The 23,562-nt window shown below is 73.7% G+C and carries 15 protein-coding genes, 2 tRNA genes, 2 pseudogenes and 1 riboswitch; of the genes and pseudogenes, 7 read left to right on the top strand and 12 right to left on the bottom strand.

The annotated features are described in order from the left end of the window. The first annotated feature begins 161 nt into the window (after positions 1–161). Together ACZ7J0_RS14775 and ACZ7J0_RS14770 are read left to right on the top strand one after the other, a co-directional pair. A complete protein-coding gene (locus ACZ7J0_RS14775) occupies positions 162–977 on the top strand; it encodes a TetR/AcrR family transcriptional regulator (protein ID WP_470887294.1) in 816 nt (271 codons plus the stop codon). 246 nt (positions 978–1,223) lie between these two features. Continuing rightward, positions 1,224–3,215 carry a sigma-70 family RNA polymerase sigma factor gene (locus ACZ7J0_RS14770; protein ID WP_470887292.1) on the top strand — a complete coding sequence of 664 codons (1,992 nt, stop codon included), beginning with the start codon at positions 1,224–1,226 and terminating at the stop codon, positions 3,213–3,215. On the opposite strand, the gene ACZ7J0_RS14765 is transcribed toward ACZ7J0_RS14770, so the two are convergent. Together ACZ7J0_RS14765 and ACZ7J0_RS14760 are read right to left on the bottom strand one after the other, a co-directional pair. Next, positions 3,202–6,717, bottom strand: coding sequence for an ATP-binding protein (locus ACZ7J0_RS14765; RefSeq protein ID WP_470887290.1), 3,516 nt, complete (start codon positions 6,715–6,717; stop codon positions 3,202–3,204). The two genes, ACZ7J0_RS14770 and ACZ7J0_RS14765, sit on opposite strands and share 14 nt — an antisense overlap. A gap of 599 nt (positions 6,718–7,316) precedes the next feature. Then, on the bottom strand, positions 7,317–9,410 hold the full coding sequence (locus ACZ7J0_RS14760; RefSeq protein WP_470887288.1) for an asparagine synthase-related protein: 2,094 nt from the start codon (positions 9,408–9,410) through the stop codon (positions 7,317–7,319). A 653-nt stretch (positions 9,411–10,063) separates the two neighbouring features. On the opposite strand from ACZ7J0_RS14760, the gene ACZ7J0_RS14755 reads away from it, so the two are divergent. From ACZ7J0_RS14755 to ACZ7J0_RS14740, 4 genes are all read left to right on the top strand, one after another. Then, complete coding sequence (locus tag ACZ7J0_RS14755; RefSeq protein WP_470887286.1) at positions 10,064–11,506, top strand: MFS transporter; 1,443 nt, start codon at positions 10,064–10,066, stop codon at positions 11,504–11,506. A 69-nt stretch (positions 11,507–11,575) separates the two neighbouring features. After that, positions 11,576–12,772, top strand: a complete 1,197-nt coding sequence (gene lhgO, locus ACZ7J0_RS14750) for an L-2-hydroxyglutarate oxidase (RefSeq protein WP_470887284.1) — start codon at positions 11,576–11,578, stop codon at positions 12,770–12,772. Between the two features lie 126 nt (positions 12,773–12,898). Next, positions 12,899–13,618, top strand: a complete 720-nt coding sequence (gene trmB, locus ACZ7J0_RS14745) for a tRNA (guanosine(46)-N7)-methyltransferase TrmB (RefSeq protein WP_470887338.1) — start codon at positions 12,899–12,901, stop codon at positions 13,616–13,618. A gap of 152 nt (positions 13,619–13,770) precedes the next feature. Continuing rightward, the gene (locus ACZ7J0_RS14740) at positions 13,771–15,102 is read left to right on the top strand and encodes a PrsW family intramembrane metalloprotease (protein WP_470887282.1); all 1,332 of its coding nucleotides are present in this window, start codon (positions 13,771–13,773) and stop codon (positions 15,100–15,102) included. Between the two features lie 198 nt (positions 15,103–15,300). On the opposite strand, the gene ACZ7J0_RS14735 is transcribed toward ACZ7J0_RS14740, so the two are convergent. The 7 genes from ACZ7J0_RS14735 to ACZ7J0_RS14705 form a co-directional block, all read right to left on the bottom strand. Next, a complete protein-coding gene (locus ACZ7J0_RS14735) occupies positions 15,301–16,368 on the bottom strand; it encodes a M23 family metallopeptidase (protein ID WP_470887280.1) in 1,068 nt (355 codons plus the stop codon). A gap of 11 nt (positions 16,369–16,379) precedes the next feature. Further along, positions 16,380–16,514: riboswitch (cyclic di-AMP (ydaO/yuaA leader) on the bottom strand. 247 nt (positions 16,515–16,761) lie between these two features. Continuing rightward, on the bottom strand, positions 16,762–17,928 hold the full coding sequence (locus ACZ7J0_RS14730; RefSeq protein WP_470887278.1) for a PP2C family protein-serine/threonine phosphatase: 1,167 nt from the start codon (positions 17,926–17,928) through the stop codon (positions 16,762–16,764). 270 nt (positions 17,929–18,198) lie between these two features. Further along, entirely contained in the window at positions 18,199–19,437 is a 1,239-nt protein-coding gene (locus ACZ7J0_RS14725) for an MFS transporter (RefSeq protein WP_470887276.1), read from the bottom strand. Then, positions 19,434–20,462, bottom strand: coding sequence for a PLP-dependent cysteine synthase family protein (locus tag ACZ7J0_RS14720; protein WP_470887274.1), 1,029 nt, complete (start codon positions 20,460–20,462; stop codon positions 19,434–19,436). The genes ACZ7J0_RS14725 and ACZ7J0_RS14720 overlap by 4 nt, the downstream gene beginning before the upstream one ends. A gap of 64 nt (positions 20,463–20,526) precedes the next feature. Next, entirely contained in the window at positions 20,527–20,904 is a 378-nt protein-coding gene (locus ACZ7J0_RS14715) for a hypothetical protein (RefSeq protein ID WP_470887272.1), read from the bottom strand. Between the two features lie 142 nt (positions 20,905–21,046). Next, positions 21,047–21,120: transfer RNA gene (locus ACZ7J0_RS14710), tRNA-Met, on the bottom strand. Positions 21,121–21,205: 85 nt separating this feature from the next. After that, entirely contained in the window at positions 21,206–21,706 is a 501-nt protein-coding gene (locus ACZ7J0_RS14705; protein WP_470887270.1) for a rhodanese-like domain-containing protein, read from the bottom strand. Between the two features lie 103 nt (positions 21,707–21,809). On the opposite strand from ACZ7J0_RS14705, the pseudogene ACZ7J0_RS14700 reads away from it, so the two are divergent. Continuing rightward, positions 21,810–22,124 (top strand): annotated as a pseudogene (locus tag ACZ7J0_RS14700) (hypothetical protein); the annotation flags it as partial. A 130-nt stretch (positions 22,125–22,254) separates the two neighbouring features. Here ACZ7J0_RS14700 and ACZ7J0_RS14695 read toward each other — a convergent pair. The 3 genes and pseudogenes from ACZ7J0_RS14695 to ACZ7J0_RS14685 all read right to left on the bottom strand — a co-directional run. Beyond that, positions 22,255–22,327, bottom strand: a tRNA-Lys gene (locus ACZ7J0_RS14695). Positions 22,328–22,417: 90 nt separating this feature from the next. Beyond that, positions 22,418–23,032, bottom strand: coding sequence for an FG-GAP repeat domain-containing protein (locus tag ACZ7J0_RS14690; RefSeq protein WP_470887269.1), 615 nt, complete (start codon positions 23,030–23,032; stop codon positions 22,418–22,420). A 195-nt stretch (positions 23,033–23,227) separates the two neighbouring features. After that, positions 23,228–23,562 (bottom strand): annotated as a pseudogene (locus ACZ7J0_RS14685) (DEAD/DEAH box helicase); the annotation flags it as partial.

Raw genomic sequence — 23,562 nt, 5'->3', positions numbered from 1 at the left:
ACGGAACTCCCCCTTCTGAATTGACCCGGACTCAACTATGTTCGTATCTCGTCGGGGTGTCGGGTCGCAGCGTGATTGGACCTGAGCGTGTCGGGTCTGGGGCCCCGACTGTCAGGGCGGGGAGTCTCCGGGGGGAGACATCATGACCGGGGGAACGTTGTATGCATATTCAGGATTCGCATTGGCAGGCCGTTGTCGCTCCGTCGGACGGCCTGGGTAGCGGGCGTTCGGCTGCCATGGGGGCGCCGGGCGGTGGAATGAGTCGTCCCGCGCCGCTGCGCGTGGACGCACAGCGCAATCTCGAGCACGTCCTGCGGGCGGCTCGCGAGGTGTTCGGCGAACTCGGTTACGGGGCGCCGATGGAGGACGTGGCGCGTCGGGCGCGGGTCGGAGTCGGCACGGTCTATCGCCGCTTCCCCAGCAAGGACGTGCTGGTGCGCCGGATAGCCGAGGAGGAGACGTCCCGGCTGACCGAACAGGCGCGTACGGCCCTGGGGCAGGAGGACGAGCCGTGGTCGGCGCTCTCCCGCTTCCTGCGGACGTCGGTCGCCTCCGGCGCGGGGCGGCTGCTGCCGCCGCAGGTGCTGCGGGTCGGTGTGGACGGCGAGGAGTCGCCGGCGTCGGCCTCCGCGCCGGCGTCTGCCGGGGCGGACGTGGTGGACGCGCGGGACACGGCGCGGGTGCCTCAGCAGCGCGCGGGGGCGCAGTCCCCGCAGGAGCTGCGGGTGGTGGCCCCGCGCGGGGTGCCGGCCGCCGAGCAGGAGGACTCGGGCGCGGCGGAGCTGCTCGAGGTCGTGGGCCGGCTCGTCGACCGTGCGCGCGCGGCCGGTGAGCTGCGCGGCGATGTGACGGTGGCCGACGTCCTGCTCGTCATAGCCACGGCGGCGCCCGCGCTGCCCGACGCCGAGCAGCAGGCGGCGGCTTCGACCCGGCTCCTCGACATCCTTCTGGAGGGTCTGCGGTCGCGACCCGCGTAACGCGCGGTTCGCATGACGCCGGCATGGGGAGGGGCGGGTGACCGTGGCCTCCGTCAGGTCACACGCCCCTCTCGGTGCGGCGTCTCTCGGCGCGTCCTCTCTTTCACGAACGGGTGACGCGTCGTGCTCACGTGCGTCCCCGTTCCCCGGATGAGTGGTTGACGCGGAACAGGGGTCGCCGGGACATCCCTCTGTGGCACGCTTGCGCGGTGTTCTGGTCCGAGCGTGCAAACGGGGGCGTGCGCCATGAGCGGTGACGGTCGGGACGAGCCGCTGGGCACCGGGGGCACCGACGGGGCCGTGCCGGGGCAGGCGTCTCACCAAGCTCACCAGGTTCCCCGTCCGGCGCAGCCTCATCCGCATTCCTCGCTGCCGCAAGCGCCTGCGCAGGCGCCCCCGCAGGTGCCGAGTCAGGGTGGCCGCGCCGGTTCCTCCGGTGTGGCTCCCACAGCCGGCGCCGGGGGCGATCCCGGTGTGCCCGCGCAGCGCGGAGGCGGCCGCACCGACTCGGTACTGCCGCCCCCGCGGGAGCTGCCGCCGTCGGACGCCGAGCTGATCCAGCGGATGCGGGACGGCGACGACAGCGCGTACGAGGAGCTGTTCCGCCGCCACTCGGACGCCATCCGGCGCTACGCCCGCACCTGCTGCCGCGACGCGCACACCGCCGACGACCTCACCGCCGAGGTGTTCGCGCGCACCCTGCAGGCCGTGCGCGGAGGCGCGGGACCCGAGCAGGCCGTGCGGGCGTATCTGCTGACGACCGTACGACGCGTGGCCGCCACCTGGACGAAGACGGCGAAGCGCGAGCAACTGGTCGAGGACTTCGCCGTGTTCGCGTCGGCGGACTCCCGTGGTCCCGACCCCACGCGCGACGACACCCTCGACCTGGGCGCCGACGTCCGTGCCATGCACGAGGCCGAGCGGTCACTGGCCATGCAGGCCTTCCGTTCACTGCCCGAGCGCTGGCAGGCGGTCCTGTGGCACACCACCGTCGAGGAGGAGTCGCCGAGCGAGGTCGCGCCGCTGTTCGGGCTGACCGCCAACGCCACGGCCGTCCTCGCCAGCCGGGCCCGCGAAGGGCTCAAGCAGGCCTACCTCCAGGCCCATGTGAGCCAGGCGCTGACCTCCGGTGGTGACTGCGCCCGCTATGCCGACCGCCTCGGTGCCTACGCACGCGGCGGGCTGCGGATGCGGGCCGAGCGCGGGCTGCGCATGCATCTGGAGGAGTGTGCCAAGTGCCGCCTCGCCGCCGGTGAACTGGCGCACGTCAACGCGGGCATTCCCGCGCTGCTGCCGGTCGCCGTCATCGGCTGGTTCGCCGCGGGGTTCTCGCTCAAGGCCGCCGGTGTCGTGGCCGGCGGCGCCGCCGGTGCCGCGGGAGCGGGCGCGGCGGCCGCCGCCACCGGAGCGGGCACATCCGCCTCCTCCGGGGCCGCTTCGGCCGCCGCGGCCGAGGGGATCGGAGTACCCGCGAAGGCCGGACTCGCCGCCGCGGCCGTCGCCGCCGCGACCGCGGGACTCGTCTGGGCCCTGTCCGGCGATCCCCAGCCGATCGCCCGACCGGAACCGTCACCACCGGCCGTCACCCCCGCCGTACCGCCGAAGCCCGCCCCCTCCACGCCGAAGGCGCCCGCTGCCGATCCGACGCCCCCGCCCCCCGCGCCGGACCCGACACGCACGCCGACCCCGCCGGCCGCCGAGCCCAGGCCCGCGCCGCCGGAACCGAAGCCCACACCCTCCGAGCCGAAGCCGAAGCCCGTCCCGCCCCGGGCGAAGCCGAAGCCTCCCCCACCGGCGCCGCCCGCCGTCTACCAGGTCAACCGGCTGCGGTACGGGCTCGTCGGCGACGGTGCGGAGCCCGAGGTGCGGCTCGGCGAGAGCAGCTGGCTGTGGCAGCGCCACGGCATGACGATCGGCGGCGAGCGGTACGCGCACGGGGTGACCGTGCCCGCCGACTCCTCGGTCACCATCGACCTCAACCGGACCTGCACCGCGTACGACGCCCGCGTCGGGGTCGACGACATGACCAGGGGCCTCGGGGCCGTTCGCTTCTCCGTGTACGGGGACCAGGGCCGGCTGTGGCGCTCGCGGGTGATCAGCGGCGGCGACCCGGCCGTACCCGTACACGTCGGCATCACGGGACAGCGCACGATCCGCCTCGTCGTCGAGTCCCACGACACACCGTTCGGCGGGGTGGCGCTCGCGGACTGGGCGTCGTCGCGGATCAGCTGCGGCTGACCCCCGAGCCGTCGGGGCCCGGCGCCGCCCCTTCCAGGTAGCCGTCGAGGAGGGCGACCGCCTCGGCGAGGGTGAGCACCGCTCCTGCGGCGCGCTCGGCCTCGTACCGCTGAGGGCCGACCGCCGCCAGGGCCCGGGCCTCCACGGCGTCGGTCTCGTACCGCTGCGGTACCGACGGCGGAATCCCGGCCCGCCAGGTGTCGGCAGCGCCCAGCATCCGTGCCGCGAGCGGCAGTTCACCGGCGAGCGCCAGAGAGGCCGCGACCCATTCGGCGAGCTGCGTGACGACGATTTCCGCGCACTGGGCCCGCTGCGCCATCCGCAGTGCCTCCGTCGCTCTCCGTACGGCGTCGGGGCCCGGGGATTCCTGCGCCGCGACCCTCGCGTCCAGGCCCAGAAGCGCCGCGACGAAGTGGGGTGGTGTCGAGCCCACCTCGACCACGGGCCGGGCGGCGTCGATCATCGTCCGCGCACGGGCGAGGTCGCCGCGTTCCAGTGCGATCATCGCGCGCAAGTAGCGGATGAAGAACTGGCTGTCGTGGACGAGATAGCGGTCCGCCTCCGCCGACGCGTCGTCCAGACCCTTCTCTGCGGCCTCCGAGTCCCCCGCGCGGTAGGCCAGCTCGGCGAGACGGACGAGCAGGAAGGGCGCTTCGGCGTGGGCGCCGACCTCACGGGCGAGGCCCAGGGCCTCCTGGTACGCGACGCCGGCGTCCTCGTACCGGCCCCGCAGCATGCCCGCCTCGGCTGCCGCGCTCGCCACCTGGGCGCGTATCCACCGATCGCCGACGCGTCGGGCGAGCGTCCGCAGCTCGCGGAGGTCCGCGTCGAGGCTCTCGGAGACGCTCGGGTTCCGGTCGCCGGGACGGTGGTCGGGGCCGGGTTCGGGGCCGGGTTCGGCACTGTTGGCGGGGGCGGATTCGGGGCTGTTGGCGGGGGCGGATTCGGGCGCGGCCGCGGGGGCGCTCTCCGTCACGCTCGTAAGACCGCCGGGCATGTCGACCGTCATGTGCGTACGGAACATCAGGCTGACGGCCACCTCCCAGTCACCGCCGTAGCGGCGGCAGTTGTCGACCGCCGCGTCCAACATCGCGTGGATGTCGTTCGGTTCCTCCGTCATATAGGCGGTGAACGGCCAGAGGAGTCCCGGGAAACGGGCCGCCTCCGGTCCCGGCCGGCTGAACGCGTCACGTACCCGGCGGATCAGCGCGGCGGCCGTCGGGTCGGCACCGTAGTCCCTCGAGGCGTGACTCTCCACGTCGAGGAAGAACCGCAGCAGTCGCAGCCGCATCCGGGGCCAGAAGCGCGGATCGCCCTCGTCGTCCGTGTCGTCGCCCAGGGTCAGCGTGCGCTCCACCCAGGAGAGGCCCTCGGGGCGGTAGTTCCGCAGCCACCAGAACCAGCCCATGCCGAGGACGAGCCGGAGCGCGGCCTGCTCGTCCTTCGTGGTGACGGCCGTACGGTGCAGGGCGGCCCTGATGTTGTCCAGTTCCGCCTCCAGGCGGGCGATCCAGGGCATCTGGTCCCCGGAGCGCAGCCGGGGGTCGGCGCGCTCGACCAGGTCGGCGAAGTGGGCGGTGTGGGCGCGCTCGGCACGGGCGAGGACGTCCGGGGTCTCGGCGGCGCGCTCGGAGGCGTACTCGTGAATCGTCTCCAGGAGGCGGTAGCGCATCTCGCCGTCGTCGGCCGGGGTGGCGATGACCAGGGACTTGTCGACGAGGGCGCCGAGTGTGCGCGCCGTGTCGGCCGCCAGGGCCTCGGCGGCCCGCAGGTCCCAGCCGCCGGAGAAGACGGAGACCATGCGCAGCAGGGTCCGCTCGTCCTCGTCGAGCAGGCCCCAGGACCAGTCGACGACCGCGCGCAGGGTCTGCTGGCGGGGCAGGAGCGTACGGCCGCCGCTGCCGCCGCCGTTCAGCAGGCGGAAGCGGTCGTCGAGACGATCGGCGATCTGTCGCGGGGTGAGCAGCCTCAGACGAGCGGCGGCCAGCTCGATGGCGAGCGGGAGCCCGTCGAGGCGGCGGCAGATCTCGGCGACGGCGGCTGTGTCGGAGGCGGGGGTGGAGGCGGCGAGGTGGGGAGCGCCGGGCGCGAAGTCCGGGCGTACGGCTCGGGCGCGTTCGGCGAACAACTGGTGGGCCGGATCCGGCGGCAGCGGCTCCACCGGCCGTACCGCTTCACCCGGTACGCCCAGCGGCTCACGGCTGGTCGCGAGGATCCGCAGCTCCGGACAGCGCGTGAGGAGCGTCTCGGCGAGTTCCGCGGCGGCGTCGATGACGTGTTCGCAGTTGTCGAGCACGAGGAGCAGGGGCCGGTCGGCGAGGTGCTCGACGAGTACGGCGGTGGGGTTGTCCTGGAGGGGCTGGCCCTCGCGGGTGATCAGGTTCGTCTCGCGCAGGCCGAGCGCGGAGAGTACGGCGCCGGGCAGGGCGGTGGGGTCCTCCAGGGGCGCGTCGAGCCGGGCGAGCTCGACGAGCCAGGCGGGCGCTCCGTCGGCCGTGGCGGCCACCTCGGCGAGCCGGGTCTTTCCGGTGCCGCCCGGGCCCGTGAGGGTGACCAGGCGGAAATGGGTCAGGTCGTCGCGGATGAGCGCGAGTTCCGGCTCTCGGCCGATGAAGGAGGTCAGGCGGGGGCGGATGTTGCCGGGGGTGGGGACGGGGGCAGGGGCGGGCCTCGGCGGTGGGGACGGGGGTGTGGTCGGGGGCTGAACCTGTGCCCGGATCTGGGGCGTGGTCAGGGGCTGGACCTGGGCCTGGATCTGGGGCGTGGTCGCCAGCAGTTGGGCGTACAGACTCTGGAGGTCGGGTCCCGGGTCGGTACCGAGACCTTCCGCGAGGGTCCGGCGCCCGTCCTCGTACGCGGCGAGCGCGTCGGCGCGGCGGCCCTCGGCGCGCAGGGCCCGGATGAGCTGGGCGCGGAACCCCTCGTCGAACGGGTACGCCGCCGTCAGCTCCGTCAGCTCCGGTACGAGCGTGCTGGTCGCTCCCCTCCTGAGGTCCGCCTCGACGCGGCCGCGGAGCGCGTCGAGACGGTGGGCCTCAAGACGCTGGGCCTCCGGGCGGAGGACGGTGGAGTCGTCGGCGAGGTCCGCGAGCGCGGGGCCGCGCCAGAGGGAGAGGGCGGAACGGAGCAGTGCGGCGGCGGAGTCGGCGTCGCCAACGCTCTCCTCGCGGAGGAGGGCCTTGGCGTCGGCGACCTGCCGCTCGAAGACGTGGACGTCGACGTCCTCACGGGCGGCGTCGAGGCGGTATCCGCCGGGCGCAGAGGCGATGGCGTCCTTGCCCAGGACGCGGCGCAGCCGGCTGACCAGGGCCTGGAGGGCGGCGGGGGCGTCGTGCGGGGGGTCGGAGCCGTAGACGTCGTCGATGAGATCGCGGACGGGGACGGCGCGTCCGACGCGGAGCGCGAGCGCGGCCAGCAGGGCGCGGAGACGGGGGCCGCCGAGGGGGAGGACCTCGCCGTCCGGGCCGAGCGCGAGGGTGACGCCGAGGATGAGATACCGCACCGGGTCATTGTGCGGGGTGCGAGGGGACTTGGGGCGGCCGGCGTGGTGGGTCGGGGTCGGGGTCGGGGTCGGCGAGCGTGCGTTCGGGCCCCGAGCGATGGGCCCAGTTCCGGGTAACAGGCCACGGGCGCCGGGGGGGCGCGGGCACCGGGGCACCGCCGCGCGGGAGGGCGAAGCCCCGTTCCCCCGGACCACAGAGCGCGCGGGGGAGGTGCGGGAGGGGCGGGCACCGGGGCACCGCCGCGCGGGGGCCCCGAGCCCCCGGACCACAGAGCGCGCGACGTACCCGAACGCGAGGCACACGGGCGGCGGGTGCGTGTGCCGAGGCCCAGCCGTCGCGCTCACGACGTCCAGGCGGACGAAGGGGCCGGGGTACGGAGGCGAGAGCACGGCCGCGCGGTCACGGGCGCCTGCGCCGAGACCTCCTAGCCCCCGCGCTCACACGTTCCCGACCGCCGGCGGCACGCGCACAGGCGCGGCGCGGCCGTGGGCGTGGGTGCTGAGGTCCCGGGCCACTGCGCGCGGGTGCCCAGGTCCCCCGCCACGGCGCTCACGACGTTCCCGAACGTTCCAGTGCCGGGACCCTCCCGCCACGGCGCTCACGACGTTCCCGAACGTTCCAGTGCCGGGACCCCTCCCGCCACCGCCCTCTGGCGGGGAGCCGCCGAGCCCGTCCAGCAGGTGCCCCGGCGGGACAGCAGGCGGCGGAGCCAGAGTTCCGTGGAGACCAGGTCCGCCAGGCCGTCCAGCGGCACCGGTTCGCCGTCGGAGGCGGCCTTCAGGGCTCGGCGGACCACCCGCGCCTCGATCAGGCCCGCGTCCGCGAGGAGTGGCGCGTCGAAGAGGGACAGCAGGTACGGGAGGGACACCCGCAGGCCCGTCCGGGTCGCCGCCGCCGAAGTCGCCTGGGACGTCGCCCCCCAGCCGGGCGGCAGGTCGTGGATGCCCGCGCCCGCGAGGACCGTGCGCAGGACCGCCGCCCGGGCACCCGGCTGGACGCGGAGGGATTCGGGGAGGTCGCGGCAGGCTCGTACGACCTGGTTGTCGAGGAAGGGCGCGTGCAGCCGCTGGCTGCGGACCTCCGCCGCCTGCTCCAGGACCCGGTGGTCGGCGGCGGCGCGCGCCAGGGCCGCCCGCGCCCGCGCCTCGCCGGGCCGCTGCACCGAAGTGGGCCGGGTCGCCGCCTGGTTGAGGCGAACCGATACTTCGGCGAGCGCCTCCCCGGTGAGCCAGCGCGCCGCGGGTCCCGGCCGGGACCAGGCGAGGGCGGCCAGGGACGCGCCGAGCGGACCGGTGGGGCCGGCCGCCCCGCGGTTCGCCTCGAGGAGGAGGTCGGCCGCGGCCTCCAGGCCGGTGCGGTACGGCGTACGGGCGAGCCGGCGGGCCGCCCGGTAGACGGTGAGCGGGACGAAGAAGGACTGGGCGGACGGCCCCGAAGCCTTGGCCAGCGCGGCGACGGGCTTCAGGAGGTGCCGGCGCCGGCGGTCCATGAGCAGGTCGGCGAGGCGCGCGGGGTGCGCGTCGAGGACCTGGCGTGCGCCGATGCCGGTGAAGTGGTCGGCGCTGCCCGCGGCGAGGCGGCGCCGGTGGCGTTCGGCGGTGACGAGGGACGGGCCGGGCTCGTCCGTGAGCGGTCCGTCCAGTTCGGCGTACGGCAGGGCCTCTTCGGACGCGGCGACGACGACATGGTGCAGCCGGGGGTTCGCGGCGAGGGCGCGGGCGCGTTCCAGCTCGTCCTCGCGGCCGTGGACCGTGAGGTCGTTGAAGGTGACGGCGAGCAGCCGCTCCCCGGCGCCGGTGCCGTGGCCGAGGACGGTTCCGGGCACTCCTGGAAGCCCGGCCGCGAGGAGCGCGAGGGTGCCCGACGCGCTGCCTCCGGACAGGTCGGCGCCGATACCGGGGGCGGGCGCGCCCCGGGCCGCGCGGCGTTCGGCGGGTCCCATGCCGGGGACGGGTCCCGGGTCCTGCGGCAGGGTCTCGGGGGCGTGGCGGGGCGCGGTGAGCCGGGCCCGTACGGCTTCGACCAGTGCTTCCCGTACGCCGTCGACGGCGCGGGCCGGGTCGAGTTGGGGCGCGGCGACGGCGAGCGAGGCGACCGGTTCGTATCCGGTGATCTCGCGGGATCCCTCACGGAGGATGAGGGCGTGCCCGGGCGGGACGCGCTTGACGCCGGCGTAGGGGGTGGAGTCGCGCAGGGCCTCGGGGGTTTCGGGGCAGGCGAGGAGCGCGGCGAGGTGGCCGATGTCCAGCTGGGCCTCGATGAGGTCGGCCAGGGGCAGGGCGGCGGTGGCGTAGGCGGTTCCGTTGGCCCAGGGGGTGTGGAAGACGGGCCGGGCCCCGGCCAGGTCGCCGGCGACGGTGATGCGGCGACCGGTCTGGACGACGGCCGTGTAGCTGCCGGCCCAGGAGGTGAGGTGGCGCAGGGCGCCGCCGCGCGCGGCGAGGAGCCCGGCTCTCAACTCGGCGTCGCTCGCGGCGCAGCAGCCGAGGACGGCGAGGCGGGTGATGGGGTCGACGGTGACGACGCGTACTTCGTCGGGGCGCCAGTCGCCGACGGCCCACAGGGGATCTGGGTCACCCCACAGGAGCTGTGCGCCGACGGGGTGGACGGTCCGGGACTCGGAGGCGCCGCCGACCGCTCCGGCCGTACCGAAGCGCGCGGCGATACTGCTCCATCCCACCAGCCACCGCATGCCGCCTCCACAGGCTGTGGACAACTCTCGCCACGTTCAGTGAAGGACATGCTGCCACGACAACGGCGCACAGGAGTGGCTCAGGGTAGCGCGCGCAAAAAGGGAACACGCCCCTGGCATTGGCCATGTGGCGATGGCCGCCCGGCGACCGGAGGCCCGGAACGGGGGGCATCATTCGGCCAATCTCGGCGCAGAGCGGAACCCGGCACCGCGCCGACAGCAGTCCGGGAGGCGCTGTTCGCCTCCCGGACCGGTCCGCCGCCCGCGGGGAATTGAAGGCGGCGGTGTCCCCCAGCCCACTGGTTCAACGCGTAGTGGGCCGACCCACGCAGGACTCATGGAAGCGCTCTCCCCGCCGGCCGGGCGAGAGCGCACGGCCGGGCGCACGGCCACACGGTGGGAGCACGGCCACCGGACGCCATCCACCCGAACGCACAACAATCTCGCCATACGGAACACCGCCTCTTAACGGTCGGGATGCGGCGAACTACGCTGTGTGTCACTGCTGTTCTCCGCAGGGGGCGCATATTCCGACGGGCTCGGCCATATGCTCTTGCGGCCGGGGTCAGGGGGTGCCTTCCGGGAGAACACGGCACGAAAGCCGCGCCCCATTCCTGGTGTGCGGCGGCTGTCTGTGTGTCGAGGGGTGGCGCATGTCCAGGGAGCAACGCGGGCCGAACGACAAGCTCGGCACGGTTCTCGCCCTCGCGGGAATCAGTAACGCCGGCTTGGCCCGGCGGGTCAACGACCTCGGCGCGCAGCGTGGTCTGACCCTTCGTTACGACAAGACGTCGGTGGCCAGGTGGGTGTCGAAGGGCATGGTGCCGCAGGGCGCCGCCCCGCATCTGATCGCCGCCGCGATCGGCCAGAAGCTCGGCCGTCCGGTGCCGCTGCACGAGATCGGACTGGCGGACGCCGATCCGGCGCCGGAAGTGGGGCTCGCCTTCCCGCGCGACGTGGGGGAGGCGGTCCGCTCGGCGACCGAGCTGTACCGGCTGGATCTGGCCGGGCGACGGGCCGGTGGCGGCGGGATCTGGCAGTCGCTGGCGGGTTCCTTCGCGGTGAGCGCGTACGCCACGCCCGCGTCCCGGTGGCTGATAACCCCCGCCGACTCCTCGGTCGAGCGTTTGGCCGAGGGCTCGGCGGGAAGCGGGGTGGCGGCGGCCGACGAGGCACCCGCGCGCGTGGGCCACAGCGATGTGGCCAAGCTGCGGGAGGCGGCGGAGGACGCCCGGCGCTGGGACTCCAAGTACGGCGGTGGGGACTGGCGTTCGTCGATGGTGCCGGAGTGCTTACGGGTTGACGCGGCGCCGCTGCTGCTCGGTTCGTACGCGGACGAGGTCGGCCGGGCGCTGTTCGGAGCGACCGCCGAGCTGACCCGGCTGGCCGGCTGGATGGCCTTCGACACGGGCCAGCAGGAGGCGGCGCAGCGGTACTACATCCAGGCCCTGCGGCTGGCCCGCGCGGCCGCCGACGTGCCGCTGGGCGGCTATGTGCTGGCCTCGATGTCCCTCCAGGCGATCTACCGGGGCTTCGCCGACGAGGGCGTGGACCTGGCCCAGGCCGCACTGGAGCGCAACCGCGGGCTGGCCACCGCCCGCACCATGTCCTTCTTCCGTCTCGTGGAGGCCCGCGCGCACGCCAAGGCGAACGACGCGGTGGCCGCCGGGACGGCCCTCAAGGCGGCGGAGGGGTGGCTCGAGCGCGCCCGGGAGGGCGACGCCGACCCCTCCTGGCTGGGCTTCTACTCGTACGACCGCTTCGCGGCCGACGCCGCCGAGTGCTACCGGGACCTGAAGGCACCACGCCAGGTCCGCCGTTTCACGGAGCAGGCACTGTCGCGTCCGACGGAGGAGTTCGTCCGCTCGCACGGCTTGCGCCTGGTGGTGAGCGCGGTCGCCGAGCTCGAGTCGGGCAATCTCGACGCGGCATGCGCGGCGGGCACGCGCGCGGTGGAGGTGGCCGGGCGGATCTCCTCGGCGCGTACGACGGAGTACGTACGGGATCTGCTGCACCGGCTGGAGCCGTACGGCGACGAGCCCCGGGTGGTCGAGCTGCGTGAGCGGGCACGGCCGCTGCTGATGGCACCGGCGTGACCCTCGTCCCACCTGGTTTAAGGCCATTGTCAGTGGGCCAGTGCACTATCGGGGTGGGAGGTGGCTCAGGTGTCCGCAGACGGCTTCGACTGTGATGTGCTGGTGATCGGCGGCGGGATCGTCGGTCTGTCGACGGCGTACGCGCTCACCCGTGCCGCGCCCGGGACGCGCGTCACCGTCCTGGAGAAGGAGCCCGGCCCCGCCCGGCACCAGACCGGGCGGAACAGCGGAGTGATCCACAGCGGGATCTACTACCGCCCCGGCTCGCTCAAGGCCCGCTACGCCGTGCGCGGCGCCGCCGAGATGATCAAATTCTGCGCGGAGTACGGCATCGCGCACGAGGTCACGGGCAAGCTGATCGTCGCCACCGGCCGGGACGAGCTGCCCCGGCTCCACGCCCTGGTCCAGCGCGGCCGGGAGAACGGCATTCCGGTCCGGGAGCTGGGTCCCGCACAGATCACGGAGTACGAACCGCGGGTGCGGGGCCTCGCCGCGATCCACGTCGGCACGACCGGCGTGTGCGACTACGCGGCGGTGGCGGCGCAGCTGGCCGAGTCCTCCGGCGCGGACATCCGGTACGGCGCGGAGGTGACCACGGTCGACCGGCGCGCCTGGGGCGTGGCGGTGCGGACGGCGTCGGGGCAGATCGTGCGCGGCCGGGTGCTGGTGAACTGCGCCGGGCTCCAGTGCGACCGGGTGGCCCGCCTCGCGGGCGACGACCCCGGGATGCGGATCGTCCCCTTCCGGGGTGAGTACTACGAGCTGAACCGCCCCTCCCTGGTCCGCGGCCTCGTCTATCCCGTGCCGGACCCCGCTTTCCCCTTCCTCGGCGTGCACCTGACGCGGGGCATCGACGGCGGCGTCCACGTCGGACCGAACGCCGTGCCGGCCCTCGCCCGCGAGGGGTACGGCTGGTCCGTGATCCGGCCCCTGGAGGTCGCCGAGACCGTGTCGTGGCCCGGGTCCTGGCAGATAGCCCGACGTCACTGGCGCTACGGCGCCGGGGAGCTGCGCCGCTCCCTGTCGAAGCGGGCCTTCACGGACGCGGTCCGCCGGCTGCTGCCCTCGGTCGAGGAGTCGGACCTGCGCCCGGCGCCCGCGGGTGTGCGGGCCCAGGCGGTCCTGCGGGACGGCACCCTGGCGGACGACTTCCTGATCCGCGAGGCACCGAGGACGGTGCACGTGCTGAACGCCCCCTCTCCCGCGGCGACGGCGTCCCTCCCGATCGGCCGCGAGGTGGCACGGCGGGCGTTGGCCCTGCTGTAGCCGGGCCCCTCGTCCGCTCCTGAGCACTCCTGCGCCGACCCGCCGTAGAATCGGGGCATTGTGTCTGAGCCCCAAGAATCCACAGCCCTCTCCCCCGCCCCGGTCCCCGCGCGTCGCGGCAGCCGTATGTTCGCCGACGGCAGCGGGCCCCAGCCCGACCCCGCCGGGTCGCACCACGAGCGGCGGATCCGCAGCTTCCAGCCGCGCCGCAGCCGGGTCACCGCCGGGCAGGCGGAGGCGCTGCTCAAGCTGTGGCCCTCCTGGGGAATGGACATCGACGGCAAGAGCGTCCTGGATCTGGACGCGATGTTCGACGGGCTTCCGGTCGTCCTGGAGATCGGCTTCGGCATGGGCGAGGCCACCGCGCAGATGGCCGCCGACGACCCCGGCACCGGCATCCTCGCGGTCGACGTCCACACGCCCGGCCAGGGCAACCTGCTCGGCCTCGCCGACCGCAACGGCCTGTCCAACATCCGCGTGGCGAACGGCGACGCGATCATCCTGCTCCGCGAGATGCTCACGGCCGACGCCCTCGACGGCGTCCGGGTGTACTTCCCCGACCCCTGGCCGAAGAAGCGGCACCACAAGCGCCGGCTGATCCAGCCCGAGTTCCTGAGCCTGCTCGCGACCCGGATGAAGCCGGGCGCCGTGCTCCACTGCGCCACGGACTGGGAGGAGTACGCCGAGCAGATGCTCGAGGTGCTCACCGCGCATCCGGACTTCGAGAACACCGCGCCCGACGGCGGCTACGCGCCGCGCCCCGCCTTCCGGCCGCTCACTCGTTTCGAGGGGCAGGGCCTCGACAAGGGCCACGTCGTGCACGACCTCCTGTTCCGCCGGAAGTAACCGGGGACGGCCGTACAGCCGCAGGCAACGGGGCCGGCGAGACGGCCGGTGACGGCCGTACAGCCGCAGGCAACGGGGCCGGCGAGACGGCCGGTGACGGCCGCCTGCGGAAGTCCGTCGCGCGTGTCAGTGGCCCTCGCTAGGGTCATTGGGTGTCTCCTTCGCACGCAGCACAGCATCCGCACCCGCGCCCGGCGGTCCCGGCCTTCGAGGCCGAGCCCTCCTTCGCGGCCGTGCCGGAGCGCGCCCAGTGGCGTTACGCGCCGCGCCGCGCCTTCTGGCGCAGCAGGGTGGTGCGGCTCGTCGCGGTGTTCACCGTTCTCGCCCTGTGCGGGCTGGTGATCCTGGGGATCGTGCGGGAGCAGACCGGCACGGAGGGCTTCCTCGTCGGCCTGGGTCTGGCGACCCTCCCCGTCCCGCTCCTCATGGCCGCGTTCCGCTGGCTGGACCGCGTCGAACCGGGCCCCTGGCGGAATCTGCTGTTCGCCTTCGCCTGGGGGGCGTGCGCCGCCGCGCTCGTCGCGATCCTCGCGAACTCCTTCGCGACCCGCTGGATCGCCACCGCGACCGCCGACCCGTCCTCGGCGGACACCCTCGGCGCCACCGTCATCGCCCCGGTGGTGGAGGAGAGCGCCAAGGCCGCCGCGATCATGATCATCTTCCTGTTCCGGAGACGGGACTTCACCGGACTGGTCGACGGCGTCGTCATCGGCGGCTTCACCGCGACCGGCTTCGCCTTCACCGAGAACATCCTCTATCTGGGCAACGCCTTCGGCGACGACCAGGAGTTCGGCACGAGCGGTCTCGCTTCCGTCACCGCGGCGACCTTCTTCGTGCGGATCGTGATGTCGCCGTTCGCGCATCCCCTGTTCACCGTGCTGACGGGGATCGGGTTCGGCGTCGCGGCGCTCCTCGCCCGCCGTCGGCGCGTCGTACGGACCGTACTGCCCCTGCTCGGACTCGCCCTGGCGATGGGCATGCACGCGCTGTGGAACGGATCGTCGTCGCTGTTCGGCCCCTGGGGCTTCTACGCCGTCTACGGCGCTTTCATGGTCCCGGCCTTCGGGCTGCTGACCTGGCTGGCGATATGGACCCGACAGCGGGAGCTGCGCACGATATCCGGATCGCTGCCCGCGTACGCGGCGGCGGGCTGGCTCTCGCCCGCCGAGCCCCTCGCGCTCTCCTCGATGCGGGCGCGCGGCATGGCCAGGGACTTCGCGGCGCGTACGTACGGACCGGCGGCGGCCCGGGCGGTCGCCGAATACGAAGCCTTCGCGACGAGCCTGGCGTTTCTGCGGCACCGGGCCCACCGGGGCGCGGCCGGCCCGGACTTCATGGCGCGCGAGCAGGAGCTGCTGCACCACCTGTGGCAGCGCAAGGGGATAGCGGCGCCGTCGCTGACGTACGCGGCGCGGGCCACGGGCCGGGTGTGGACGCCGCCGCCGTACCGGGACTACGGCTCCTACAACCCGTACCGCTCCTGACCCTGCGGAGAAACCGGCAGCCATGGCGTCGGGGGGGTGTCGCCAGGCTGCCGGCGTGCGAGGACGCGCCGGTGCGAGCACCGGCGGCCGTCAGGGACTCACGGACGTGGGACCGCGCCGGCCGGGCGGTGCGCTCGGCCGTGCGGTTCGGGGTGAGGCGTGTCAGAGCGTGCGGAGGGGCTGCGGGCGCGGCCGCCGTCAGACGCTGAGGCCCTTGCCCCGGAGCCAGGCGGCGGGGTCGACGCCGTCGCCGCCCGGGGTGTGCACCTCCAGGTGCAGGTGCGGGCCCGTGACATTGCCCGTCGCGCCGACCCGCCCGATGGTCTCGCCGGTCCCGACCGTCTGCCCGGCCCCGACCGTCATCGACGACAGGTGGCAGAACCACACCTCCGTACCGTCCTCCAGCTCCAGGACGATCCGATAGCCGTACGAGCCGGACCAGCCGGCCGACTTGACGGTGCCGCCGTGCACGGCCTTGACCGGGGTGCCCGTCGGGGCCGCGAAGTCGAGACCCGTGTGATAGCCCGAGGACCACATCGATCCGGACTGGCCGAAGGTGGAGGTGATCGTGTACGAGGAGGTCGGAAGCGAGTAACTCGCGGCCAGTTCGGCCAGCCGCTCCGCCTCGGCCTTGGCCGCGGCTTCCGCGTCCGCCTTCTTCTTCGCCTCGGCCGCGGCCTTCTGCGCGGCCGTCTGCTGCGCCTTCGCCTCGGCGGCGGCCTGCTCGGCGGCGGACTTCTCCGAGGCCGCCTTCGCCTCCGCGTCGGCGGACGCCTTCTGCTGCTCGGCCTGCTGAAGGATCCGGGCGCGCAGTGCCTCGCCCGCGTCGGCGCCGGTGCGCTGCCCGGGGCCGGCGTCAGTGGTCAGGGAGGCGGTGGTGAGGGGCGCGGCGTTCTGCCCGTCGGTGTTCTCGCCGTCCTCCGCGTCCCCCATCAGGGAACCGATGCCCGGCAGGGAGGAGGCGTCCGGCACATGATCCGTGATCGCGTCCGGGAGGTCGGGCAGCGATATGGAGACCGGCGGCTTGTCCTGCGCGGTGGCCATGCCGGCCCCGCCGACGGCCGCGATGACACCGACGCCGAGGACGGTGGAGCTGCGGGCGAAGTTGGAGCGCTGCTTGGCAACGCGGTGCCGGCCACGCACGGGGCGGACGGAGTCCTCGGTGGGATTCCATTCCTCCCACACCGTGTCGGTGCCCGCGCCCGCGGCACCCGAGGCACCGAACGAGTCGAAGGGGGCTTCGGGGGCAGGGGTGTTGGACGCCACGGAGGCGTACTCCTTTCCTTCCTTATCGCCTACCGGGTTAGCTGACGGGTTCGGAGCAGGAAGGTCTCCTACGGGCCCAATTCGACCCGATTCACCCCAAGGTGGTGGTTCCCCGGTTCCCTTGCGGAATTCGGCGCGTGCGCACGGTGCCGCCTCTTGCGACGGTTGTGACGACCGCACTGCGTTATCGAACGTTAATAGACGCGGGGACCGGATTCCAAGCTGTTCCCCTTGATCATTCCCCGCCCCCACCAGGACTTATGAGTGGCAACCAGGCGCAATCGGGCGAGTTGAGGACCCGCCCTCCGGCCGCCGGAAACCCACCCGATCTGATCGTTCGTCAACTGTTATGCGCAGGGGTGTCCTTCGACTACGCACCGTGTGCGCCGTCGGTTACGGCACGACGGGCATCGTCCTGCGCCGCGCGGGCTGGCCCTCCCCCGGCCTGCTCACCGCGAGCAGCGCCATGTCGTCGTTCGAGCCGCCGCCCGTGTACCGCCGTACGTCGTCCACCAAAGCGTCGAGCAGTTCCCCGGGCCCGGGGAAGATCCGCCCCGCCAGCCGCGCGGCGGGGTCGTAGAAGACGCCGTTCGCGTCGCGCGCCTCGGACAGTCCGTCCGTGTAGAGCAGCAGGGTCGCGCCCGGCGGGTACGGCGCCTCGTCGGCCCGGTCCGGCCACGCCGCCAGGTCGCCCATGCCCAGCGGCAGCGCCGGCTCGGACGGCTCCACCCGGCCGAGGCCCCCGTCGGCGTACAGCAGCAGCGGCTCCGGATGGCCGCGGTTCACGACGCGCAGCACGCCGGCCCCCCGTGGGATCTCGGCGAGCACGGCCGTCGTGAACCCCTCGAAGGCGTCCAGGTCGTCCCGGCGGGCGCCCTCCCGGGTGAGCGCCCGTTCCAGCCGTTGCGCCACCCCCTCCAGGGTTCTCTCCTGCTCGGCGGCCTCCCGGAACGCCCCGATGACGATGGCCACCGCCTCCACGGCGTCGAGCCCCTTGCCGCGTACGTCCCCGACGACGAGCCGGACCCCGTACGGCGTGTCCTGCACCGCGAAGAGGTCCCCGCCGATGAACGCGTCCGCCTGCGCCGCCTCGTACCGCGCGGCGATCTGCAGTCCGCTGATCCGCTCGGCGGGAACGGGCAGTACCGCCCGTTGAGCGGTCTCGGCGATCACCCGCGCGGACGCCAGCCGTTCACCGCTGCGCCGGACGACCCGGTTGACGAGCAGGGCCAGCGCGGAGACCGTGAACACGGTGAGGATCTCGGTCAGTGCCGGGACCCTGCCGATCGTGCCGTTGTAGATGTGCAGTCCGAGAACGGCGGCCAGGGCGGCGAGGCCGGTGACCAGGGTCGTCCGCAGGGAGAAGAACGGCGCCGCGATCAGCGGGGCGGCCGAGAAGAGCGGAGCGGCGGTGAAGGTGGGCGGGGTCGCCAGGTCGTAGACGACCCCGCCGACGATCAGAAGCGCGGGCAGCGCCCGGATGAACCGGCGCGCCCGCTCGCTCCGGGTCGGGCCTCCCCGTCCTCCGTCGGTGCCGCCGCCCCGCGATGGTCGCCCCACCTGTGCTCTCCCTGCCCGGTCCGCCTTGGAGTCGCCCCGCGGAAGGCGAGGGACGGCTGCGGACGGTACCGCGCCCCACCCAGGCTGGCCGTAGCCGCGCCGCGCGGCGACTCGCCATCGGCCAACCGGGGAAGGGTCCACCCACCCGGACCACCCACCCGGACCACCGGGCCCCCCACCGCCAACCCACCCGGACCACCCGACCAGCGCTCCGGGCCCCCGACCACCCGACCGGCACTCCGAGGCCCGCGGCCCGGCGTTCGCGCGGACTCAGGCCCCCTCCCGCACCCCCTCGCCCGACTCCTCCTCCGCCTCTTCGCGCGGCTTTCCGGGCGCGAGCCGCCCGCCCCGCGCGAGCGCCGCCACCGCTCCCGCGCAGCCGAGCCCCACCGCGCACAGCACCAGCCACGGCAGGGCCGGCCACCCGCCCACGCCGAGCAGCGCGCCCGTGCCGAGGTTCCCGAGGGTGATGCCGATCCCGCAGACGGTGTTGTAGAGGCCGTAGTGCGTGGCCGGCCACCGGCCGCCGGACAGCGCGACGACGGTGTCCATCTCAAACGGGTAGAGGACGGCGTTCCCGACCGCGAGAACCGCAGCACACAGCAACAGTCCGGTGATCCCGCCGACCGCGACCGGCAGCAGGAAGGCGGCGCCCAGCAGCGCGAGCCCGGCCACCAGACACCGCTGCCGGGACCACCGCCGCTTGCACCAGTCCGTGATCCGCAGCTGGCCGCCCAGGGTGACCAGCGCGGAGACGACGAAGATCGCGGTGGTCGCGGCGGTCGACCCGGCCGCCAGGGGCAGGGCGAGATAGACCTGGAAGGACAGGACGTACGACCCGGTCATGGCCAGCGCGAAGAGCAGGAACGGCCGATTGGCCAGGACCGTCCGGAACTGCCCCCGCTCCTCGTCCCGCTCCTCCGGCCCCGTCCCGGCCGTCCGTACCGGCAGATGCCGCAGCTGTACGAGCGTCAGCGCGGCGAAGAGCAGCGCGGCCACCGCGCACGTCAGCCGGAAGGACACCCCTGTCAGCGCCACCCCGATCAGCGGCCCGAGCAGAATCCCCGCCTGGTAGTACGTGTTGAAGAGCGCGAACGCCTCGACGCGCCGTTCCCCCGCCTCCGCCGCCAGATAGGCGCGTACCGCCGGGTTGAACAGCGCTCCCGCGAGTCCGGTGGCCACCGACGCCACGAGCAGCACCGGCAGCGACTGCGCGAAGGCGAGGGCCCCGAAACCGGCCGTGCGCAGGGCGCACCCGGCCACGATCAGCGGTTTGAAGCCGAGCCGGTCGGCGAGCGCGCCGCCGACCAGGAACATGCCCTGCTGGGAGAGGTTCCGGGCGCCGAGGACCAGGCCGACCGCCCACGCCGCCATGCCGAGGCCGTCGGCCAGGTGCGCGGCGAGGTAGGGCATCAGCATGTAGAAGCCGAGGTTGATGGTGAGCTGGTTGGCGAAGAGGAGCCGTACGGCCGGATCGAAGCTGCGGCTCTGCCGCAGGATCCGCCTCAACGGACGCGCTCCAGCGCGCGCCGCGTCCAGCCGTCGACCTCGTCGGCGGCGTGGTACGCGGCGGGCTCGGACCGTACGGGCCCGTCGAGGAGCCCGTGCAGGGCGCAGAAGTCGTCGCTGAAGACGGTGTCGAAGTAGCGCTGTGGGCCGTCGGGGAAGACGGCGGCGATCCGGGTCCCGCGCGGCCGGGTGCGGGCCAGCCAGCCCGCGACCAGCGCCACGGCGCCCACGCTCCAGCCGCCGGTGGCGAACTGGCGGGCCGCCAGGGTCCGCGCCGCCCGCACCGCCTCGGCGGGCCCCACCCAGTGGATCTCGTCGAAGGCGTCGTGGTCGACGTTGCCCGGGTGGATGGAGGAGCCGAGCCCGCGCATCAGACGCTCGCGGGCCGGCAGCCCGAAGACGGTCGAGCCGACGCTGTCGACACCGACGAGCTCCAGGGCGGGCATGGTCGTCGCGCGCAGGGCGCGGGCGATGCCCGAGGAGTGGCCGCCGGTCCCGACCGCGCAGACCAGCACGTCGACCCGGTCGAGCCGGCCGGAGAGCTCGGCGGCGAGCCCGCCGTACGCCGCCGGATTGTCCGGATTCCCGTACTGGTTGGGCCACCAGGCGCCGTCGAGGCCGCCCAGCAGCTCGGCGACCCGGTCCATCCGGGCCTGCTGCCAGCCGCCCCGGGGGCTCGGCTCGGCGACGACGTGGACGCGGGCGCCGTGGGCGACGAGCATCCGCTCGACGATCGGTTCGAGGCCGGGGTCGGTGACGACATGGACGGGATGGCCGTGCAGGACGCCCGCGAGCGCGAGGCCGAGCCCCAGCGTCCCGGAGGTCGACTCGACGATCGGCGCGCCGGGGCGCAGCTCACCTCGGCGGCGGGCCTGCTCGACCATGTAGAGGGCGGCGCGGTCCTTGATGCCGCCGGAGTTGAAGCCTTCGAGCTTGGCCCAGTAGCCGGTGCCGGGGCTCTCGTCGATCCAGAGGGTGGGGGTGTTGCCGACGGTCTGCTCGGCGAGGGACAGCAGTCTGCTCATGGTGGGGTACGTCCTTGGAGTGCGCGGAGACGAAGCCGTGGTCGCTGGATGTCCAGGGCCCGGCTCAGTTCCGGTCGACTCCCAGGGCGATGAGCAGACGCCCCGGCGGGGCACAGGGCCCGGCGCGGTCGCCCGCCCGGCCCGCGCGCGGATCGGCCGGCGCGGCCTTCTCGTACGCGAGGGGTACGGCTCCGTCGGCGCCCGGCGCCGCGAGCGGGGCGGCCGCCGCCTGTGAGGGCAGATGGGCGTCGAAGGTCCAGCGTTCCTCGGGCCGGTCACAGCCGTGCGGGAGTTCCGGCGCGGAGAGGGTGGCGCCGCCGATCGGGGCGAGCGTGTGCCCGTGTGAACCGTGGCAGACGCTGATCAGCAGGGCACCGAGGGCGAGCAGCAGGACGACGGCGGGCAGCCGCCTCCGTACCGTCACTTCCACCCTGTCACTCATGGTGCCCGTGACACTACGGTGGGCACTGGGATGGGCCAAAGAGGCGGGCCCGGTTTCGGACACCGCTTTGCAGCGGTCGGCCGGGGCCCCGGAACACGACGAAGGCCCGGATCCTTGAGGATCCGGGCCTTCGGCCACTGAGTAGCGGGGACAGGATTTGAACCTGCGACCTCTGGGTTATGAGCCCAGCGAGCTACCGAGCTGCTCCACCCCGCGTCGGTAAACACCACCCTACGCCATGCCGGGCCGTGCCCCTAACCGATTAACGGTTCAGTACGCACAGGTGCTTCCGCGCGGGTGCTCAGCAGCCGCAGTCGTCGGCGTCGACGGGGGCCGTCAACGGGTCGGATTCACGCTGCTCAGGACCCTCCCAGGTCTCGAACGCGAAGCCCTCACGGGCCCAGTACTCGAAGCCGCCCAGCATCTCCTTGACCTGGTAACCCAGTTCGGCGAGGGCGAGCGCGGCGCGCGTGGCGCCGTTGCAGCCCGGGCCCCAGCAGTACGTGACGACGGGCACCGACTTGTCGAGCAGCTGCTCGGCCTGCTCGGGGATGAGCGCCGTCGGCAGGTGGATCGCGCCGGGGATGTGGCCCTGGTCCCACGACGCGGTGGACCGCGAGTCGAGCACCACGAAACCGGGGTCGCCGTCCGCCGCCAGCGCGGAGGCGACGTCGGACACGTCCGCGTGGAAGGCCAGACTGGCCGAGAAGTAGGCGGCGGCCGCGGCGGGCGAGGCCGGCGGGACCCGGAGTACGGAGTTCGCGGCGGCGGGGGCGTGGCTGGTGCTCTGCGTCGTGGTCATGACGGAAAATCTACGGTCGGTGATCACGGCGCTGAAGTGGGGTTTCCCGGTTCTTGGCGCGATCGGCCGGGGAAATCCCCGTGATCGCCGGAGCCCGGCCGGAATCTCACAGACGCCACCCCTCCGGTCACGTCCGCACCCTCGTACGCGTCATGGCGGCGACAGGACGCGACGAGGGAGCGAGAGGGACGAGAACGAGTTTCTCGCGCGGGAGTTCGAGGCCAACCGGGCCAACTGGGGGCGGTCGCCCACCGGATGCTCGACTCGCTGAGCGAGGCCGACGCCGCCGTGCAGGAGGGCTGGGTACGCCTCGGCCGCTCCGACGCCCACGGCATCCAGAACCTGGGCGGCCGGCTCACGACCGTCGTCGCCCGGGTGTGCCTGCATGCTGCGCTCCCGGTTGTCGCGCCGCGAGGACACCCCGGGATCGTCGCGATCGACATCCTGGCGGACCCCGATCGCCTGGCCCACCTCGACCCGACGGTCCTGGACACGTAGGGGACATACGTCAGCCCCAGGCCGGATTTCTCCGACCTGGGGCTGAGTCGTAGGCCGTGTGGGACTCGAACCCACAACCAACGGATTAAAAGTCCGCTGCTCTGCCAATTGAGCTAACGGCCCTCGGCGAGTCATCCCTGAGCATAGCGGGACGGGACCGGTGAGCCGATCGGGTATCGGATCATCGGCCCCGCCGCCGTGGTCGAACACCCCTCAGAAGAGGCCCTTCATGCTGCCCCAGCCGGTCCCGATCTGCACCGCCCGGCCGAAGGAGCCCTTGCCGTCGCCGCTCATGTGGAAGAGCACGCCCGCCTTGTCGCGTGCGACGAGGTCGGGCTTGGCGTCCGCGTTCACGTCGCCGACGCCGACGATCGCGTTGTACGAGCCGCCCCACCCGGAGAGGATCTTCACGCCCGCCTTCAGACGCCCTGTGGCCGTGCCGTCGTACCGGTAGACCGAGCCGTCGCTCCTGCGGGCGATCAGATCGCCCGCGCCGTCCCCGTTCAGGTCACCCACGCCGACGATGTGCGTGAAGGAGGACCACCCGGATCCCAGCTTCACGGCGCTGCCGACAGCACCCCCGGCGCGCCCCGCGAAGACGTACAGCGCGTCGCCGTTCCGCCCGATGAGGTCGGCGCGACCGTCGCCGGTGAGGTCGCCGGGCGTGGTGAGGACGTTCAGGCCGCCGAAGCCGCTGCCGGCCTTGGTGTACGGGACCGAAGGAGTGAGGGGCCTCCCCAGGGCGGGCTTGTAGGCGCGGAGTTCGCCGCCCGGCATCCGGACGAGAACGTCCTTGGCCTTGTCCCCGTTCACGTCGCCGAAGGGCATGGCGACCACTCCCCCCCTTGCCGCGCTCACGCCCGCCTCGAGTGCCCTGACATTACCCCAGGCCGCCCGTACCCAGCGGTTTTTTCGAACCCGTTCAAAGAGGGCAAGAAGCAGGGCCCGCACCCCCACGAGGAGGTACGGGCCCTGCTACCGGTCCACGGAGACGCCTACGGAAGCGTCTGCGGAGACGGAAGGTCAGCCGTTGCGCTTCCAGCGCGGCTTGTCGTCACGGCGGCCGAAGGAGCCGGTGTTCGTGCCGGTGCCGCGGTGGTCGCCGCCGCGGTGGCCGCCGGAGGGACGGTCGTTGTCCCGGCGGAAGCCGCCGGAGGGACGGTCGTCACGACGGTCGCGGTTGAACGGACGGTCCGAGCCGCGGTGGCCGCCGGTGGGACGGTCGTCGCGACGGTCGAAGGAACGGCCGCCACGGTCGTCGCGGTTGAAGCCGCCGGAGGGACGGTCGTCGCGACGGAAACCGCCCGAGGGACGGTCGTTGTCACGGCGGAAGCCACCGGACGGACGGTCGTTGTCAC

This window comes from Streptomyces sp. NPDC038280, from assembly GCF_055600045.1.
The sequence above is the reverse complement of the archived record's forward strand: the minus strand, read 5'-3'. Positions and strand labels throughout refer to the sequence as shown.

What these genes read in the sequence shown, in the direction of transcription:
- ACZ7J0_RS14775 (WP_470887294.1), top strand. Translation starts at nt 162, where the DNA reads ATGCATATTCAGGATTCGCATTGGCAGGCCGTTGTCGCTCCGTCGGAC.
- ACZ7J0_RS14770 (WP_470887292.1), top strand. Translation starts at nt 1,224, where the DNA reads ATGAGCGGTGACGGTCGGGACGAGCCGCTGGGCACCGGGGGCACCGAC.
- ACZ7J0_RS14760 (WP_470887288.1), bottom strand. Translation starts at nt 9,410, where the DNA reads ATGCGGTGGCTGGTGGGATGGAGCAGTATCGCCGCGCGCTTCGGTACG.
- ACZ7J0_RS14755 (WP_470887286.1), top strand. Translation starts at nt 10,064, where the DNA reads ATGTCCAGGGAGCAACGCGGGCCGAACGACAAGCTCGGCACGGTTCTC.
- trmB (WP_470887338.1), top strand. Translation starts at nt 12,899, where the DNA reads ATGTTCGCCGACGGCAGCGGGCCCCAGCCCGACCCCGCCGGGTCGCAC.
- ACZ7J0_RS14720 (WP_470887274.1), bottom strand. Translation starts at nt 20,462, where the DNA reads ATGAGCAGACTGCTGTCCCTCGCCGAGCAGACCGTCGGCAACACCCCC.
- ACZ7J0_RS14715 (WP_470887272.1), bottom strand. Translation starts at nt 20,904, where the DNA reads ATGAGTGACAGGGTGGAAGTGACGGTACGGAGGCGGCTGCCCGCCGTC.
- ACZ7J0_RS14705 (WP_470887270.1), bottom strand. Translation starts at nt 21,706, where the DNA reads ATGACCACGACGCAGAGCACCAGCCACGCCCCCGCCGCCGCGAACTCC.
- ACZ7J0_RS14690 (WP_470887269.1), bottom strand. Translation starts at nt 23,032, where the DNA reads ATGCCCTTCGGCGACGTGAACGGGGACAAGGCCAAGGACGTTCTCGTC.